The sequence below is a fragment of the Rhizobium sp. 01N447_2 genome (genome assembly GCF_056399245.1).
Window position 1 is genome coordinate 91,267 of sequence record NZ_JBFTQY010000018.1, and the last position, 16,765, is coordinate 108,031.

The 16,765-nt window shown below is 61.8% G+C and carries 15 protein-coding genes; 4 read left to right on the forward strand and 11 right to left on the reverse strand.

The genetic code is table 11. The features are described from left to right. Window positions 1-161 precede the first annotated feature (161 nt). Window positions 162-1,556, forward strand: a complete 1,395-nt coding sequence (locus AC1ECN_RS15225) for a M20 family metallopeptidase (RefSeq protein WP_245484721.1) — start codon at window positions 162-164, stop codon at window positions 1,554-1,556. A gap of 14 nt (window positions 1,557-1,570) precedes the next feature. On the opposite strand, the gene AC1ECN_RS15230 is transcribed toward AC1ECN_RS15225, so the two are convergent. From AC1ECN_RS15230 to AC1ECN_RS15255, 6 genes are all read right to left on the reverse strand, one after another. After that, the gene (locus tag AC1ECN_RS15230; RefSeq protein ID WP_477953442.1) at window positions 1,571-2,695 is read right to left on the reverse strand and encodes an FAD-dependent oxidoreductase; all 1,125 of its coding nucleotides are present in this window, start codon (window positions 2,693-2,695) and stop codon (window positions 1,571-1,573) included. Continuing rightward, window positions 2,692-3,372: a TetR/AcrR family transcriptional regulator gene (locus tag AC1ECN_RS15235; protein ID WP_477953444.1), complete on the reverse strand. Its 681-nt coding sequence runs from the start codon at window positions 3,370-3,372 to the stop codon at window positions 2,692-2,694. The genes AC1ECN_RS15230 and AC1ECN_RS15235 overlap by 4 nt, the downstream gene beginning before the upstream one ends. Window positions 3,373-3,522: 150 nt before the next feature. After that, on the reverse strand, window positions 3,523-3,870 hold the full coding sequence (locus tag AC1ECN_RS15240) for a CAP-Gly domain-containing protein (RefSeq protein WP_012757920.1): 348 nt from the start codon (window positions 3,868-3,870) through the stop codon (window positions 3,523-3,525). A 138-nt stretch (window positions 3,871-4,008) separates the two neighbouring features. Beyond that, a complete protein-coding gene (locus AC1ECN_RS15245) occupies window positions 4,009-5,316 on the reverse strand; it encodes an extensin-like domain-containing protein (protein ID WP_477953446.1) in 1,308 nt (435 codons plus the stop codon). 186 nt (window positions 5,317-5,502) lie between these two features. Beyond that, complete coding sequence (locus tag AC1ECN_RS15250) at window positions 5,503-7,071, reverse strand: peroxidase family protein (RefSeq protein ID WP_245484722.1); 1,569 nt, start codon at window positions 7,069-7,071, stop codon at window positions 5,503-5,505. Window positions 7,072-7,514: 443 nt separating this feature from the next. After that, complete coding sequence (locus AC1ECN_RS15255; RefSeq protein ID WP_477953448.1) at window positions 7,515-9,389, reverse strand: methyl-accepting chemotaxis protein; 1,875 nt, start codon at window positions 9,387-9,389, stop codon at window positions 7,515-7,517. 290 nt (window positions 9,390-9,679) lie between these two features. Between AC1ECN_RS15255 and AC1ECN_RS15260 the strand changes: the two genes are divergently transcribed. Beyond that, window positions 9,680-10,066: an acyl-CoA thioesterase gene (locus tag AC1ECN_RS15260; RefSeq protein ID WP_012757923.1), complete on the forward strand. Its 387-nt coding sequence runs from the start codon at window positions 9,680-9,682 to the stop codon at window positions 10,064-10,066. A gap of 19 nt (window positions 10,067-10,085) precedes the next feature. Continuing rightward, complete coding sequence (locus AC1ECN_RS15265) at window positions 10,086-10,673, forward strand: hypothetical protein (protein ID WP_018074495.1); 588 nt, start codon at window positions 10,086-10,088, stop codon at window positions 10,671-10,673. 126 nt (window positions 10,674-10,799) lie between these two features. Here AC1ECN_RS15265 and AC1ECN_RS15270 read toward each other — a convergent pair whose 3' ends face one another. The 4 genes from AC1ECN_RS15270 to AC1ECN_RS15285 all read right to left on the reverse strand — a co-directional run bounded on the left by AC1ECN_RS15270 (window position 10,800) and on the right by AC1ECN_RS15285 (window position 14,255). After that, the gene (locus tag AC1ECN_RS15270) at window positions 10,800-11,483 is read right to left on the reverse strand and encodes a DUF4405 domain-containing protein (RefSeq protein WP_130673535.1); all 684 of its coding nucleotides are present in this window, start codon (window positions 11,481-11,483) and stop codon (window positions 10,800-10,802) included. Between the two features lie 42 nt (window positions 11,484-11,525). Continuing rightward, window positions 11,526-12,008, reverse strand: coding sequence for a cytochrome P460 family protein (locus AC1ECN_RS15275; RefSeq protein WP_130672737.1), 483 nt, complete (start codon window positions 12,006-12,008; stop codon window positions 11,526-11,528). A gap of 117 nt (window positions 12,009-12,125) precedes the next feature. Further along, window positions 12,126-13,214 carry an alpha/beta hydrolase gene (locus AC1ECN_RS15280; RefSeq protein WP_130672738.1) on the reverse strand — a complete coding sequence of 363 codons (1,089 nt, stop codon included), beginning with the start codon at window positions 13,212-13,214 and terminating at the stop codon, window positions 12,126-12,128. A gap of 141 nt (window positions 13,215-13,355) precedes the next feature. Next, window positions 13,356-14,255 carry a LysR family transcriptional regulator gene (locus AC1ECN_RS15285; RefSeq protein ID WP_130672739.1) on the reverse strand — a complete coding sequence of 300 codons (900 nt, stop codon included), beginning with the start codon at window positions 14,253-14,255 and terminating at the stop codon, window positions 13,356-13,358. Between the two features lie 153 nt (window positions 14,256-14,408). On the opposite strand from AC1ECN_RS15285, the gene AC1ECN_RS15290 reads away from it, so the two are divergent. Further along, window positions 14,409-15,398 carry an aldo/keto reductase gene (locus AC1ECN_RS15290; RefSeq protein ID WP_130672740.1) on the forward strand — a complete coding sequence of 330 codons (990 nt, stop codon included), beginning with the start codon at window positions 14,409-14,411 and terminating at the stop codon, window positions 15,396-15,398. Window positions 15,399-15,499: 101 nt separating this feature from the next. Here AC1ECN_RS15290 and AC1ECN_RS15295 read toward each other — a convergent pair whose 3' ends face one another. Further along, complete coding sequence (locus tag AC1ECN_RS15295; RefSeq protein WP_130672741.1) at window positions 15,500-16,684, reverse strand: DUF1501 domain-containing protein; 1,185 nt, start codon at window positions 16,682-16,684, stop codon at window positions 15,500-15,502. Between the last annotated feature and the right edge of the window lie 81 nt (window positions 16,685-16,765).

Sequence of the window (16,765 nt, forward strand, 5' to 3'; positions counted from 1 at the left end):
CTTGGCAACTCACGCACCAACTGTTGCACAGGCGGTCCAGCCGCACAATTGTGTCGTGGAGGTGTTGATGTCGCGGTGATGAACTCAGGCAGAGGCCAGTGTCGCCGGGGCGATGGTCAGATGGCCGTTTCGATGCATCCGGCTTGATGGTATGTTTCCGCATGACCCGCGACGCCGCCATAGCGAGAGCAGAGACCTATTTCGATTCCGGATCGTTCCGGACGGATCTGGCGCGGCGAGTCGCCATGCCGACGGAAAGCCAGAACCCAGATCGCCGGCAGGTGTTGCTCGATTATATCGAGACCGAGATGAGGCCGACTTTCGAGGCGCTCGGCTTTACCTGCCACACGTTGACGGAGGGCGGCTGGCCCTTTCTCTTCGCCGAGCGTATCCAGGATCCGAAGCTGCCGACCGTGCTTGGTTATGGCCATGGCGACGTGATCCGCGGACTTGACGATGCCTGGGACGACGGCCTGTCGCCCTGGCGGATGATCGAACGTGACGGCAGATGGTACGGGCGCGGCGTCGCCGACAACAAGGGGCAGCACACCGTCAACATCGGCGCCATCCAGGCCGTGCTGGAAACGCGCGGTAAGCTCGGGTTCAACGCCAAATATCTGATCGAGATGGGTGAGGAGCGGATATCGCCCGGCCTGCGTGAACTCGCCGTCACGCACAGGGAATTGTTCCGCGCCGACGTGCTGATCGCCTCAGACGGCCCGCGGCTCACCGCCGAACGGCCGACTATCTTCTTGGGTTCCCGCGGCGCCGTCAGCTTCGATATATTGATCGACGCGCGCAAGGGCGGGCACCACTCCGGGAACTGGGGCGGCCTACTCTCCGATCCTGCAATCCAACTCGCCCATGCGCTTGCCAGCATCACCGGCCCGTCAGGCGAAATTCGCATCCCGGAATGGTGTCCGAAAGAGATCCCCGACAATGTCCGGCATGTGCTTGCCGACTGCATCCCAGAGGATGGCGACGGCGATGCGAAAATCGATCCGAACTGGGGCGAACCCGGGCTGACGCCAGCCGAAAAGCTGTTTGCATGGAGTTCCTTCGCGATCCTGGCTTTCGAAGCCGGCAACCCCAAGACACCCGTCGGCGCGATCCCGCCGCGCGCCTGGGCGCGTTGCCAGCTACGCTTCGTCGTCGGAGTCGATGTGAAGGATATACTGCCGGCGCTGCGACGGCACTTCGACAGCCATGGTTTTCCGCAGGTGCAGATTGCCCAGGCAAGCGACGAGATTTTCTACGCGACGCGTCTCGATCCCAAGCATCCCTGGGTTGGTTGGGCGGTCGACTCGATCAGCCGCACCACCGGCAAGACGCCGGCCATCCTGCCGAACCTCGGCGCATCGCTGCCGAACGACACCTTCTCCGAGACCCTGGACCTGCCGACGATCTGGGTCCCGCATTCTTATCCGGGATGCTCCCAGCATGCGCCGAACGAGCATCTTCCCCTCTCCATCGCCCGCGAGGGCCTCGCATTGATGGCAGGCCTCTATTGGGATCTCGGCGAGCCCGGCGTGCCAGTCGGCCGGCAGACAACCTAGACGCCACCAGCCATTCATGCCTCCACGCCCGAACGCATGCTCTGGAAGAAATCAACGAGCGGCAGCGGCGCCTGGTCGTTGAAGCACATGTCGAGGCCGGCAGCCGATTGTGCGGCTGCATCTTCGCTGCGGGGAAGCATCGCCGCMTCGTAGGAGGCCAGTGCTGCCTCGACATCTTCCCCATGAGCGATGATCGCCTGCGCCAGTTCCGCGCCGTCGAGCATCGCCAGATTGGCTCCTTCGCCGGCAAAGGGCGACATCAGGTGCGCGGCATCGCCGATCAGCGTGAGGCCTGGCCGGCGCTCCCAGCGGTGGCCGACTGGCAAGGCATAAAGCGGCCTTGCGATCAACGGCGCCTCGCTTCTGGCGATGAGGTCGACGAGCGAGGGATGCCAGTCACTGAAACGCGCCAGCACGTCCTCGCGCAGGCGCCCGCCATTCGACCAGTCGCCATTCGACCACTCGATCGGCGCCTCGAAGGCGGCATAGCTGCAGAGCACGTCACCCGGCTCGCGATGGGCCAGAATGCCCTTGCGATCCGAGAGCGCGGCCATCATCCCCTTCCCGACAGCTTCCGCCTGTGCGGGAAACCGGAAAGACGCATCGGTCAGGCGGGCTTCCACAAATGACAGGCCGGCATAAACAGGCTCGACAGCGGCAAGCAGCGGCCTCACCTTAGACCATGCGCCGTCAGCGCCGATCAGCACATCCGCCTTGACCAAGCGATCATTGGCGAAGGCGATGACGTAACTGCCGTCTGCACTGGCGCTGACGCCGGTGGCGCGATGCCCCCAATGGATGATCCCCTCCGGCAGCGATGCGATAAGCATGGCGCGTAATGCGCCGCGATCGACCTCGGGGCGCAGACCGTTGCCCGCCTCCGAAAAATGCACCCTGCCCGTCTTGTCGAGAACGCGGGACGCATCCCCCTCCTCAAGCACGATCACACGGAATTCGTCGTAAAGGCCGGCAGCCCTGAGCGCCGCCTGGCCGGACTCGACATGCATGTCGAGCATGCCGCCCTGATGCCGCGCCGATGCGGAAGTGTCGCTTTCGAAGATGCGCACATCCACTCCATGAATATGCAGGATGCGCGAGAGAATGAGCCCACCGAGGCCGGCCCCGAGAATGGTGATCATGATTTTGTCTCCATGCGCCGCGTTTTAAGGACGCCGTTGATCAGGACATCGAATCCCCAGTCCAGCCGGTCGCCCCTGCCCGACAGCAGGTCCGTACCGTGCCGGACGATATTCGGTAGGGTCTCGACATCAGCAGTCTCGATGATCGCCGCCAGCGCGGAAAAGTTGGACGGAGAACGCGCCGATGCCTTCCAGGCGGCTTTCTCAGCCGCCTGCGCCGTCGCAAAAAGCAAAAGCAGATCGACCGCCCAGGCCGCCTGGCCGTCCGGTACCCCACCCTCTTTCAGCAGCGCCAGGATCTTCTCGACAAGCGCGAGGTAGTTCGCCCCGCTCGGCATGGTCGACATCGCCATGCGCGCCAGTTCCGGATGCTCGAAAAGCACCGCGATAYAGCCGCGAAGCGTGCCTTTCAGCCGACCGCGCCAGTCCGCCGGCGAAGACGGTTCGGCAACATCCGCGAGCAACGCATCGAGGATCTCGGCATGAAGGTCCTCGGTGTCGCTGATATAGACGTAAAGCGAGGCCGGTCCGGTATCGAGCACGGCAGCCACGCGCCGCATGGTAACCTTGGCGAGCCCCTCCTCATGGAAGAGTGAGAGCGCCGCCGCGATGACCCCTTCACGGCTCAAAGCCGGTTTGCTCGGCCGCTCCCGCCGGCTCCTGGATTGTCTTGCCATATATCCAAACCCCAATAACGAACATGTTTCTAACGAACATGTTCGTTATTGGATGTCAAGATAGGTGGTCCCGAAGCCGCCGTGCAGCCGCTGCTTCGGATGTATCGGTCAGCAATGGCGGATCACCAGGAGAATACGGCGCGCCAGCGCTCAGACCTTTTCTTTCTTCCTGATTTTTTCTTTCGGCTCGACAGGTGCATCAGGCGTCGGCGCCAACAGCTTGCGCAGTGACGAGATCTTATCCTTCACCAGCGGCCGGAAACGCGTGGCGCGATAGGGCATGTCGGCCGCGCCATAACCTTCCGGCCCGTCATCATTGCCGCGGTTGATCTCCGCGAGCTTCACCCCGATGAACGTGCCGTCGATATAATGGGTATATTCGCCCACCCAGCGGATCGTATAGATCTCGCCTTTACGGATGAGCTGGTCGATGCTGACATGTTTGAAGGTATCGTTGATGCAGACGACCTTCTGGCCGACATGGAAATCATAGCTCATGGGATCAAACTCTCGAAACGGCAATCCGCCTGGCCGATCTATAGCGTGCCCTGCGGCGAGGATGAACCGTTTTCTGCCAGCCAGGCCCAATTGCGGCCGCAACATCAGCATCCGCCGCATGGTTTAGGAGGACATGCATCAGTCGCAATAGGCCTTGCCGCTCTTGCGGGAGCGAAGATCGAAGTGGAAGTGGTTCCAGTGCTCCGGGTTGCTGCCCGGCCCGAGCACGGTGTTGAAATAACGGCAGCTGTCGCTGCGCACCGCCTTCAGCAGCCGCCCCTCGCGGAGCGAGAACAGGCCCTTCTTGCGCACGTCGATCTCGTGGCCGTTCTTCAGCACGAACTTGCCGACGTCGATGGCGTTGCCGCGGGCGTGTTCCGACATAGGATTGTATTTCTGCCGGCTGTTGTTCATGCGCCGGCAGGAATAGCCGCCGAGCGGCTGGATCGTCTTGATGCCGCTCCAGTAGCGATAGCGGGCGGACGGTGCCAGTTCGTTCTTCACCCATTTGGCGAAGGCGAGCGTCACCTGGCAGTTCAGCGTCACAGCCGGGCGCACGCCGATATTGCCGGAAAGCCCCTTCAGCGACACCGGATAAGGCACCTGGCAGGCCGGCCCGTTCGAAATCGGCGGCTTGTCATCAAAGAGGACGCCCATGCGCTTCAACTCGCGCCGGCAGGCAAGCTCGGAGGACGGCATGACGCTGGGATCGACGGGTGCCGCCGGTTCGCTCATCATCGGATTGTTCGGCCGCAGCATCGCGACCTCTTCGCTCTCGTCCTCTTCGGGAACACGGGTCGGCGCCACCACAGGGMTGCCGTCGTTCCAGGCGGGCGCCCGGCTCATCTGTGCCTCGGCCGCCGGCTGCGGCATTGGCTGCTGCGGGGGCTGGCGCATGGGCTGGTTGAGCTGCGTCGGATTGTCGGTACCGATGCCGTCGACAACCGGCTCGGTGGCATTGCCCTCGGCGATCTGTTGCTGTTGTTCCTGCGCCAGCCCGACAACCGGCTCGGCCCCGAGATCGTCATCCATGTTGACGCCGCCGGACGGGATCGCAAGCGCCTGCGTGCCGCCCCAGTTCTGGTTCTGCTGCGCTAACGCCTCGTCGCTGTCGATCATCGGCAGCTTGCCCCGCCGCGCCTGTGGCGCGGCTTGGGCGGCATGGCCGGTGCCGGCAAGGTTTGGCGTGTCGAGATAATCGACCGAGCCCTGGCTATTGCCGACGGGCGCGCTGGAAACCGGATAGGAGGCCTGGCTCTCCACCGGCGCCATGCGCACGGCAGGCGCCATGCGCGCTGCCCCCCGCGACGGCGAGATCGAGCTGACCCTGGTGCCGTTGTCGACATTGGCCGGCGGCACCAGTCCGTCGCTGATCGAACAGGTCGTCAGCGCCGCCGAGAGGATAACGGGCAAAAGGGTTCGCCGAGGAAAGGAAACAAACGCCATACTCTTATCGCTTCCGCAGGCTGGCTGGGCAGTGACCGAAAAAACTCACTCCAAATTTAATAAAAAACGGTGAACGAAAGCTTACCCGCGCAATCTGAAGGCGATGAACGCGAAAAAGGCCGCTCTCGCGGCCTTTTCAAGGTTGAGTCACGAGGCCCAGCGCAGTTTCGCGCTGCGCGAGATCGGCTACCCGTTCGTGAAGTTGATCAGATCGGCCATGGTGAAATGACCCGCCACAGCGCTCGGCAATGTCGGCCGCCACTTCGGCCATTGCGCCAGGAACGAGTGGCGATCCTCGCGGATGAGGCCGGCGATGACCTCGGCAATGATCGTACCGCCGACCGGTCCGAGATGCTGGCTGTTCCCTGCGATCTCCGCCTCACGCAGGATGTAGAACCAGAGCGGCGCGTTGCCGTTGAAGATGCCGGGATGATCGATCAGCAATTTGCCACGCGCCTCCTTCCTGTCGGCATCCTCGCTGTCGAACAGCTGCTCGTCCGACAGCGCCTCCATTTCCATGTGGCGGGCGACCGCCTGGCCAGAAGGCAGTCCGAGGCGCCAGCCGCGCAAAAGGTTCAAGGCGGCGAGCGCCCTGCGGATCTTGATCGGCTCCCTCTGATGATCAGGCAGGCTGGTCAACGGATCGACCAGCAGCGTATCGAGCTTGTAGGAGGGTTGCGGCAGAATGGCGCCCGGGGGCGGCGCTCCATCCGGAGCGACCCCGTCGAAGAAGAAGGCCCAATCGATCGACCAGAAGTCGGGAAGCTCGCGGAACCCGTTCAAATTCGCCAGCGGCTCCTGCGCCACGTCGGTCAAGGAGAATATCGGGATGCGGTTGAACTTTGCCATTTTTCCATTGAATGGCTGCTCGTCGGGCCTGGCCTTCGTCACGATCCTGTTGAGGGAATAGCTCGGCCTCACCATCGTATGGCCATATCGGTAAGCTGCGACCGAGAATTCGACCGGGATAAAGGCATACCGGCCCTGCGGATTGTAGAAACGAATGACAGGCTTTTCGCCTCGTCCGACGATGACGCGCTCATAAGTCTCCTGACCGATTATCCTGGGCAGGAAATCATGCAGAACGATCCACTGGTAGTGCCAGCGCACCGTCTGCTGACAGAGCTCGAAATCGCGGGTACCCAGTGTATCCACCACCCTGTTGTGAAATCTGAGGAAGGTGGTGTGAAGTTGCGAGACGATCAGGTTTTCATCATTGCGCTTATCGCCAAGCAGCGCGCGCCGGATCGAGGCGTTGTTCCTCGGCAGATCGGGGCGGTTGTTTCGCGCCTTGTCGAAATCCTTGTCCGTCCCGAGAAGCATGTGAAGCTCGTCGTCGTCATAAAGGAAAGGCTGGTCGGCCGGGCCTGAGCCATAGACCGAATCCAGGTCCAGACGTGGCGTACGGAAATCCTGCAGGGCATTGGGATCGTTGAATCGATCAAGCGACGAGGCGGGATCGAAGGTAATGTCATGATCGAGAAACTGCCCGAAATAGGTGAAGCCGGCAGGAATCGCCGGGTTTTCGTCTTCAGGCTCCCTCTCGTTGAGCGCAACATCGACGGGCTCGTGATCCTTGATCTTCTCCGCGAACTCCCCCTGGAACATCGTCTTCGCGAGATCGACGAGCGCCGCTTCGGTAAATGCGGCGGACGGCAGGTTGCGGAACATCCTCCCGAACCTCTGATCGCGAACACTCGATTGCGCGACGTTATCCATACCTCTCACAGGCGAACCATGCTTGCTCTGAGCCATTTCGGGCCTCCCTCGGTTGCAAAGCTGGAATGCGGTGACGGAAACCCCTTGAGGTTTCCGCCAGCGGAGTGATTGAGGGCAGCGGCATTCGATGCGGACGACTGCAGGCGGCAAAAGGTCGGTTTCATCGATCCCCAATGCAGGGGAACAGACGGCGGCCATGCCAAAGCCGCCGGGACTGTGGTCTCGGATATTTAGAGAAATTGGAGAATTGTGTTGGCTTCCGTTACGGTAGCTATCGCTAGCTTTGAAATGCCCCGTCCCTCAAGTACAACCTGAATGAAGCATATTAGCAGAATAATTGCAATTACATTCGCTTACTGATTGAATCCGCTGCTTTTTACCAAGAACTGCCGTAACGTATAGTCCTCTGAAAAGCTTGGAAATGCGGCCAAGGTCGATCGTCTATAGTCGGGAGCGAGTATAGAGGAGAGCTGCAACGACTATGACTGATGACAAAGTCCGCCTTCCCCTCCTCCGTCATCCTCGGCCTTTGTGCCGAGGATCTGCTGCGTGTAACGCTGGGCCTGAGGTTCACCGCCGCGCAGGCGGAAATTCGCGAGTAGCGTTTTCAGCTGGGTGCTTTCGTCGGCAAGCGTGCGGCTTGCCGCCGTCGTTTCCTCGACCATGGCAGCGTTCTGCTGTGTCATCTGGTCCATATGGTTGACGGAGCTATTGATCTCGTTCAGCCCGGTCGACTGCTCGCGCGCCGCCGTGGCGATCGACACGACGTGATCGTTGACGCGGTTGACCAGCGCCTCGATCTCCAACAGCGCGTCACCGGTCGAGCGCACCAGCGCCACGCCGCCCTCGACTTCGGCCGCCGAGCGGCTGATCAGCGCCTTGATCTCCTTGGCCGCATTGGCGGAACGCTGGGCGAGTTCGCGCACCTCCTGGGCGACGACGGCAAAGCCGCGGCCCGCCTCACCGGCACGTGCGGCCTCGACACCGGCATTTAGCGCCAGCAGGTTGGTCTGGAAGGCGATCTCGTCGATGACGGAGATGATCTGGCTGATACGGTTGGAGGATTCTTCGATCCGGCCCATCGCGGTGACCGCATTGCGAACGATCTCGCCGGATTTTCCGGCGCTCGCCTTGGTCTCAGTGACCATCTCGCGGGCCTCGTTTGCGCGCTCGGATGCGGTCTTGACGGTCGCGGTGATCTCGTCGAGCGCTGCCGCGGTCTCTTCGAGTGCGGCAGCCTGCTGTTCCGTACGCTTCGACAGGTTGCCGGTCGCCTCGCTGATGTCGGAAGCACTTTCGTTGACGACATGGCTCGATTCGGCGATCGCATGGATCACGCCGTTCAGCGCGTCGACGGCGGCGTTGAAATCGCCCCTCAGCTTGGCGTAATCCTCGCCGATATCGCCGATCGTAACCGTCAGGTCGCCGCCCGCGAGTTTCTCAAGGCCGACGCCGAGCGCCTGCATCGCTTGGGTTTGCCGCTCGGACACCGAACGCAGGCTTGCCTCGTTGCCGCGGCGCTCTTCTTCGATCTGGCGCTGCCTTTCGTCCTCCCGCCCGCGTAGCGCACTACGCTCGTCGACGGAGTCGCGCAGCACCAGCAGCACCTTGGCCATCTGGCCGATCTCGTCGCGACGGTCGCTGCCGGCGATCTCCACCGATGCCTCTTCGGCCGCAATCGCGTTCATCGCCGCCTTCAACCGAGCGATCGGCGCCGTCACGCTGCGCACGATGGCATAGGCGATGGCGATCGTCGCGGCGGCCCCGAGCAGGCAGAGCAGCGCGGCCCACATCGCGTTCTGGCGATAGAGCGCGGCAAGGTCATCCGCATAGACACCGGTGCCGACGATCCAGCCCCAGGGCTCGAAACCGGCGACATAGGAATATTTCAGCACTGGCTGGTCGGCGCCCGGCTTCGGCCAAAGATAATCGACGAAGCCCTTGCCGTCCTTCTTCACCTTGTTGACGAACTCGACGAACAGGAACTTGCCGGTCGGATCCTTCATCTGGGAGATATCGGTGCCGTTCAGCTGCGGCTTGATCGGGTGCATCACCATGGTGGGGTGCATGTCGTTGATCCAGAAATAACCGTCGGCGCCGTAGCGCATCGCGCCGATCACGTCCTTGGCGGCCGCCTGCGCCTGTTCGCGGGTCATCGTGCCCGCCTGTTCCATCTTGTAATATTTGTCGAAGATGCCGAGCGCCGTTGCATCCATTTGCGCCAGCCCCGCCTTCCGCTCCGCTTCCAGCTCAGAATAGGAATAGTTCAGAAAGAAGACCATCGTCGCAGCGAGCACGGCAAGCGCGAATGCGACGAGGCAGTAAAGGCGGGTGGAAATCTTGACGTTGCGCATGAGGTTCCCGGCGATTCTTGTATTTGAGATCGATCGCATTCTGAATTGCCGGAATTACTGGAGCGTAAAGCTTAATTAGAAAAATATTAAATAACGTAAGGTCAGGTGAAAGCTGCAAAATTCAACCATTTGAAATCGAATGAAATTTCAATCGGAAACGGCAGCAACATTTTTCCCGTCGGCCGTCCGTAGCGCTTGGCCTTGCCGCCTTTTACACCCCACAGCCTTTGCACTAGGGTGCTTCCCAGTGAATCGCCGGCCCGTGGCCCGCACCAGATGGAGAAGACTTGATGACCGATGCCGCCAAGCCGAGAGGCGAACTGACGCTGAGGACGCTTGCCATGCCGGGCGACGCCAATCCGGCCGGCGATATCTTCGGTGGCTGGGTCATGGCGCAGATGGACCTTGCCTCAGGCATCCGTGCGGCCGAGCGCGCCAAGGGCCGCGTCGTAACCGCCGCCGTCAAAGAGATGGCCTTCGAGCTGCCGGTCAAGATCGGCGACACGCTTTCCGTCTATACTGATATCGACCGTGTCGGCCGCACCTCGATCACGCTGATCGTCGAAGCCTGGGCGCATCGTTCGCGCTACAACCAGCAGGAAAAGGTCACCGCCGGCACCTTCATCATGGTGGCGCTCGACGAAGAGGGCAAACCGAAGCAAGTCCCCGAGGAGTGACAAGCCAAGGATCGAACGCATGGAAACGGTCAGCTCGCCGGAGGTCTTCCTTCACATCAAGGTGGTGATGGGCATGGTCATCAGCCTTTCGCTCGCGAGAGTGCTCACCGGCCTTGCCGGCATCGTCCAGCATCCCGCCAAGGCCAAGGTCTATCCCATCCATCTCGGCTGGGCGCTATCGATGTTCCTCTTCATCATCCATATCTGGTGGTGGGAATATCGCCTGCAGGCCGTGCCTGCGATCGGCTTCGGCATCTATCTCTTCCTGATCTGCTTCTGCAGTCTGTTTTTCCTGCTTTGCGCCCTGCTCTTTCCTGCCTCGCTCGACGAATATGGCGGCTACGAGGAATATTTCATTTCCCGGCGCAAATGGTTCTTCGGTATCCTCGGCCTCACCTACGCCGTCGATATTCTCGACACGGCAATCAAGGGCCATGAGCGCATCCTCTCCCTCGGCTGGGAATACCCAGCTCGCAACATCGTCTACATCCTCCTCTGCGCCATCGCCGCCTGGACCCCCAACCGCCGCTTCCACGCCACCTTCGTCATCGCCAACCTGATCTACCAAATCAGCTTCATCTTCCGTCTTTATGATGTGTTGGGGTGAGAAGCGGTCCCGCAAAGCGGGAGCAATCGATCCAGTGAATCGATTGCAGCTTCGAACGCCCTGAGCCCAAGCGAAGGGCCGGGAGAGCCGCAACCACAGACTGCACCCCAAAAGCCGTAGCACACATCACACGCCCGCATCCGTCCTCTGCTTTACCCCACCCGCCCAACGCAACGAAACGGCCGCATAGTGCGCAGCGCACGCACACGTCCCCAGGATCGCGATGTGATGCAGGAAGAACCCGATCGTGGACTCCTGGAAGTCCCAGAAATCGATCGATGGCCGGGCAATCAGCCGGTCTCCGATTCCCATGACGAACAGGCTGTGGATGCCCCACGCCGCTATTGCGCCCGTGGCAGCGCGAAGGGATGCAGTCCTGATCGCGTTTGGAGCACCGACCCGTAAAAGCCCGCCTATGACGGCCATGATCATCGACCAGTGAAGGCCGAGATGGACGGCTGCGAGGACGAACGCCCAGTAGGCCGCAAGGATGTGAATTTCGCGCGCCGTCGGCCCGCCGTTCAAGGGAAGGAAAGCAAACACCGAGCGGGAAATCAGCACGCTGGTCACCAGCAAAGCTGATATCGCCAGGGCGATCGAGATATTCGACGCGTTTGTCAGAAGGTTTGGCCGACCGCGCGCCGCCTTCGGAAGCCTCGCCCACCACCGCCTGTTGAAGACGTTGTGCGATAGGAGAAGGATGAACATGCCGGTGCCGATCAGCTCATGCGAGGTGTTGTCGAGCCACCAGTAGGCGAGCGCGGCCAGAAGCAGCCCGGCCGCGGTGAAATCGAGCACGAGGCGTATCATGAGACTCACGATGCGACGCCCTCGCCGGGGATTTTATCCGGCCTAGTCAATGACGGCTCCGTTAAATTCCTTGAGAGCATCGAGCGTGTAGAGGAAGTCTTCGTCGGCCCTGGACGAATGACAGGACTGGCATCGCGCCGTGTTCTCGGCCATGTTGACGCTGCCGTCCGGCTTGAACCATTGGAACTGCCAGTCGCCGGTGCGACGGTCTTCATCATAGTCGCCGCCCCAGCCCGAACCCTTTTCCATGACGAAGGTGCGATAGATTTCCCCGTCGCGGTAATCGACCAGCACGAAGTGCGTGCCCGCGGGAACACGCTGCCCGTTCTTCACGGCCTGCATGGCTTCGTTCGTCGTCATGATGTGCTCGGTCACGTTCCCCCGTCTGACGGTCGTATAGTGAACGAGGCCTGCCAATTCGGGCAGCGTCGTCCGGTTCGGCTCCGCGTCGACTTGCCAACCAACGAGAACGACAGCGCTGGCCAAGGCAAGAAGGATGGGAACACGTTTGAAGAGATCACGCATGGATATGTTTCCCTTAGTCTGCAGATCGTATGGGCTCTGAGCAGGATACAAACGGGCTCGCTGCCTGCACGACCGGGCCTTTGGGCCAGAGCAGCGCCGCACCGCGTCCGAGGCGGATCAGTCGAGCTTCTTCTCGCGGAGGAAGGTCGAGACCAGGTCGGCGATCTCTACGTTGTTCAGGTCGGAGAACGGGAAGTGTGTATTGCCGCGGATGCCGATCTCTGGAAGGTGCACGACGGTGACATCGCCGCCATGCTTGTTCACGGTGTCGCGCCACAGGCGGGTCATTGCCAGGCGCACCCGCCAGCTGTCCTGCGCCGGCATCGTCGTCGGCTGGTCGGGGATGTTGTCGCCGTAATAGATGACGATCGGGATCTTCGTCAGTTTGAGAAAGTCGTCCATCGGCACCGGCACACCCTTCAGCGTGTCGAAGGCGCTCGGCATATCGGCAGGAACTTCGCCTGCCGGGAACACGAAGCTGCTGCCGGGTTCGAAGGCGACGATGGCCTTGACCTTGTCGCTCTTGATGGCCGTCAGCCAGCCGGGTCCGCCGCCCTGCGAGTGAGTGAAAAGAATGCCGGGACCGATTTTCTCGAACAGCTTTGCCACCGCGTTCGACACGACGTCCATGTCGAACGGCCCGGTGTTCGGCGTCATCGCGCGGAAGTACTGGTTCAGCGCTTCCGGATCACGGGAGAATTGCACGCTGTCGAAATAGTTCGGCCAGATGCCGACGCGAAACTGGTTGAACCAGAGCTGCTCGTCTGCCGTCGGCTTCACTGTTGTCTCGGCCATGCTCCGCCCAGCCCCGCCCCGGCGCGGCTGGTCGACGAGATAGGTGGAGAAGCCTCGACGCAGGAAGATGTTCTGGAAGCCTTCGCGGCCGTCGGGCGTCGTCTCCCAGGTCTTGGAGAATTGTCCGGCACCGTGCCACATCACGATCGGGTACTGACGCGGGTTTGCCGGCACCTGATAGAAGGCAAAGGCATGATCGCCGTGATAGGTCTGGCCGGCGGGATCGAGAGGCTTCAGCGGATCGAAAGTGCCAGGCGCTGCCGTAGTGATTCCCCCGACGGCAAAACTACCCTGCTCCTGGATGACCAATGGCTCGGGCTTTACCGCATCGGCAGCCGTCGCCAATGGCGCGGCAAGCTGCGCTGAGGCAAGCAGCAATGCGGCCAGGGTGTTGGACAATCCATATCGCATGTCGGCTTCTCGCTTCGTTTCAGATGGCGAGAAGCTAGCGGCACGGGAGGGAAAGGATTAGACGGCTCGGGCAGCTAGGGTCTATTAGCAAGACTAATTAATCACAAGCTGTTGATAAGCCGTGATGGAATAAAATCGGAACTACTTTCCTCTATAGCGGAGCGCATCGACGAACAGGGTGAAGGCGGGAGATGCATGCCGCCTGTTCGGATAGTAGAGATGGTATCCTGGAAAGGGCTGGCACCAGTCCTCCAGAACCCGGATCAGCCGCCCGTCTTCGATGTAGGAATGAACCTGATCCTCGGGCATGTAGGCCAGTCCCAGCCCGTCCAGCACGGCGCCGATCCTCATGGCGATGTTGTTGAACACCATCTGGCCCTCGACACGGACGCGCAGTTCGCGGCCGTCCTTCTCGAACTCCCATGGATAAATCGTCCCGTGTGTCGGCAGCCGCATGTTGATGCAGTTGTGAGCCGTGAGATCCTGCGGGATATCCGGGCGCGGATGGCGCTCGAAGTAGGAGGGCGCTCCGACGACCGCCATGCACATCTCCGGACCGATCCGGACCGCGATCATGTCCTTCGCCAATTGCTCGCCGAGCCGGATGCCGGCGTCGTAACGCTCGGTGACGATGTCGGTCAGGCCATAGTCGACGATCACCTCGACGTTGATATCGGGATGATCTGGAAGAAAGCGCGTCAGTGCCGGCGCGAGAATGGAAATCGCGGAGTGCTCGCCTGCCGTGATGCGAATGGTGCCGGCCGGTCGCTCGCGCATTTCGCTCAGGGCGGCGATCTCGAACTGGATCTCTTCAAATCTGGGTCCCACCCGTTCCACCAGGCGTTCTCCTGCCTGTGTCGGCGACACGCTTCTGGTCGTGCGGGTCAAAAGACGAAGCCCGAGCTTTTCTTCGAGACCGCGCACCGTCTGGCTCAACGCCGATTGCGACACGCCGAGCTTCGCGGCCGCCCTGGTAAAACTCCGTTCCCGGGCGACCGTCAGAAAGGCCACGAGTTCGTTGAAATTGTTGTCCTGGGGCATTCATTAGTCCGCCTTATAGGTCCATGCGCATTACAGCATCTAATCGAAAGCTGACACGAGGACTAAGTTCCCGTCAACTCAACTGCGAGAGCGGCGACACCGAGCCGGCGCCTTCACCCCTAAGCCCATACAAAGCCACGAACGGACACGACCATGAAAACACGCATTATCGGCGATCTCGAAGTCTCAGCGCTCGGTCTGGGCTGCATGAGCATGAGCGCCGCTTACGGCCCGCCCGCCGACGAAGGCGACATGATCAGATTGATGCGCACCGCCCATCAGCAGGGCGTCACCTTGTTCGACACGGCCGAAGCCTATGGCCCATTCGCGAATGAAGAGCTTGTTGGCAAGGCGCTCGCACCGATCCGCGACCAGGTGGTCATCGCCACAAAATTCGGCTTCGATATCGACCAGCAAACTGGTGAACGCCGCGCCGGCACCAACAGCCGCCCCGAACATATCAAGGCGGTTGCCGATGCTTGCCTGCGCCGCCTGAAGACGGACAGCATCGACCTGTTCTACCAGCACCGCGTCGATCCCGACGTTCCGATCGAAGACGTGGCCGGCGCTGTCAAGGACCTGATCGCAGCCGGTAAGGTCAAGCATTTCGGCCTGTCCGAAGCCGGCGTCCAGACAATCCGCCGCGCTCATGCCGTTCAAAAGGTGACAGCCGTCCAGAGCGAATATTCGCTCTTCTGGCGCGGCCCCGAGGCGGAACTGCTGCCCGCCCTTGAGGAACTCGGCATCGGCTTCGTACCCTTCAGCCCACTCGGCGCAGGCTTTTTGACCGGCAAGATCGATGAGAACACCAAGTTCGATCCAAGCGATTTCCGCAACAGCGTGCCGCGTTTTTCACCTGAGGCGCGCAAGGCCAATTTTTCGCTCGTCGACCTGATCAGGCGGATCGGCGACCGCAAGGGCGCCACACCCGCGCAGATAGCCCTTTCCTGGCTGCTGGCCCAAAAGCCGTGGATCGTACCGATCCCGGGAACGACGAAGCAACATCGGCTGGAAGAGAACCTCGGGGCAGTAGACGTCGACCTGCTCGCCGACGACCTCGCCGAAATCGACGCAGCCCTCTCCGGCATCGAGGTCCAAGGCGAACGGCTACCCGAGGCAGCGCTCAAGATGACCGGCCGCTAAGGCCTGTCGTCGATGCCGCCCGGCCCTTCGCTTGGGCTCAGGGCGTTCGGCCCTGCGATCGATTCACTGCATCGATCGCTCCCGCTTTGCGGGACCGGGCCTCACCCACGCAGAAACTGCGACCCCTTGTCGAACCCCAGCCCCGGGAAGATCTTCCCCGTCAAATCATCGGCGCTGACATCGAACTGCCGGTAGAGCATTGCCGCGGCGAGTTCGCGTAGGTCGGTGGTCGGCATCAGGTCGCGGTCGTCGAGCAACTGGCTGTCGCCGATGCCCGGCCAACGGCCGAGGATGCGGCCGCCGTTGACGCCGCCGCCGGCAAGCAGCGCGCAGCCGCCGGTGCCGTGGTCGGTGCCGGCTGAGCCGTTCTGGCGCACGGTGCGGCCGAATTCGGTCATGGCAAGCACCACGGTCTTCGACCAGATCTCGGGCCCGAGTGTCGCCTTCAGCGTATTGATCGCCTGGGCGAGGTCCTGCACTGGCCGCTTGAACTGGCCGGCCTGGCCGATATGCGTATCCCAGCCGGTGATCGAGAAGCTGGCAATGCGATAATCGCCCTTCAGCATGTTGCCGGCGAGCGCCGCCACGTCGGCGATCTTTGCGCCGTGCTGGCCCTCTGGCTCGACCATCATCGAGGCGGTGTCGGCCCGCGTCGCCTCGGCAAGTGCTTCGGCGAACGGCGGATCGCCGGCATAGAGCCGTGCCAGGAACTGCATCTCGTCGCGCGCCGGCGCCAGATTGGAATCCGACGCCCAGACGTCGACATTGTTCGGCCCAGAGAGGATCAGTTCCGTCGAGGTGTTGATGTCGATCGCCTTGCGCGCGTCCGAGCGCGGGATCACGGCGAGCGCCCGGTTCAGCCAGCCGGTCTTTTCCTCGGCGACATGCTCGCCGCCGGATTCCAGCATGTCCTGCCCGTCGAAATGGCTGCGCTGGTCGCGGTAGGGCGTCGACACCGCATGCACGAAGGCGAGCTCCCGGCTCTTCCAGAGCGGCATCAGCTCGGCCGCCGCTGGATTGAGGCCGAAATGCCCATCGAGGTCGAGAAGCCCGGTCTCGGGCGTCAGCGCCAGGGTCGGCCTGAGCGCTGCAAAACCGGCATCGCCATAGGGCTGCACCAGATCCAGCCCGTCCATCGCGCCGCGCAGCACGATGGTGACGAAGCGGTTATCCCCCGGCATTGCCGCGAAAGTGACCGGTGTGAAGACGGGGGCGGCGGCAAGACAGCAGGCAGAGGCCAGAAAGCCGCGGCGGGACAGCGAAATCCGGTTCGTGGGCAGCGTCATGGGCGGGGCCTCCTAAGCAGGTTCCGGAAAAGTGTCCAACGGTTTTCCGGCCAGAACCTGCGATAAAACAAAGAAGCTAAG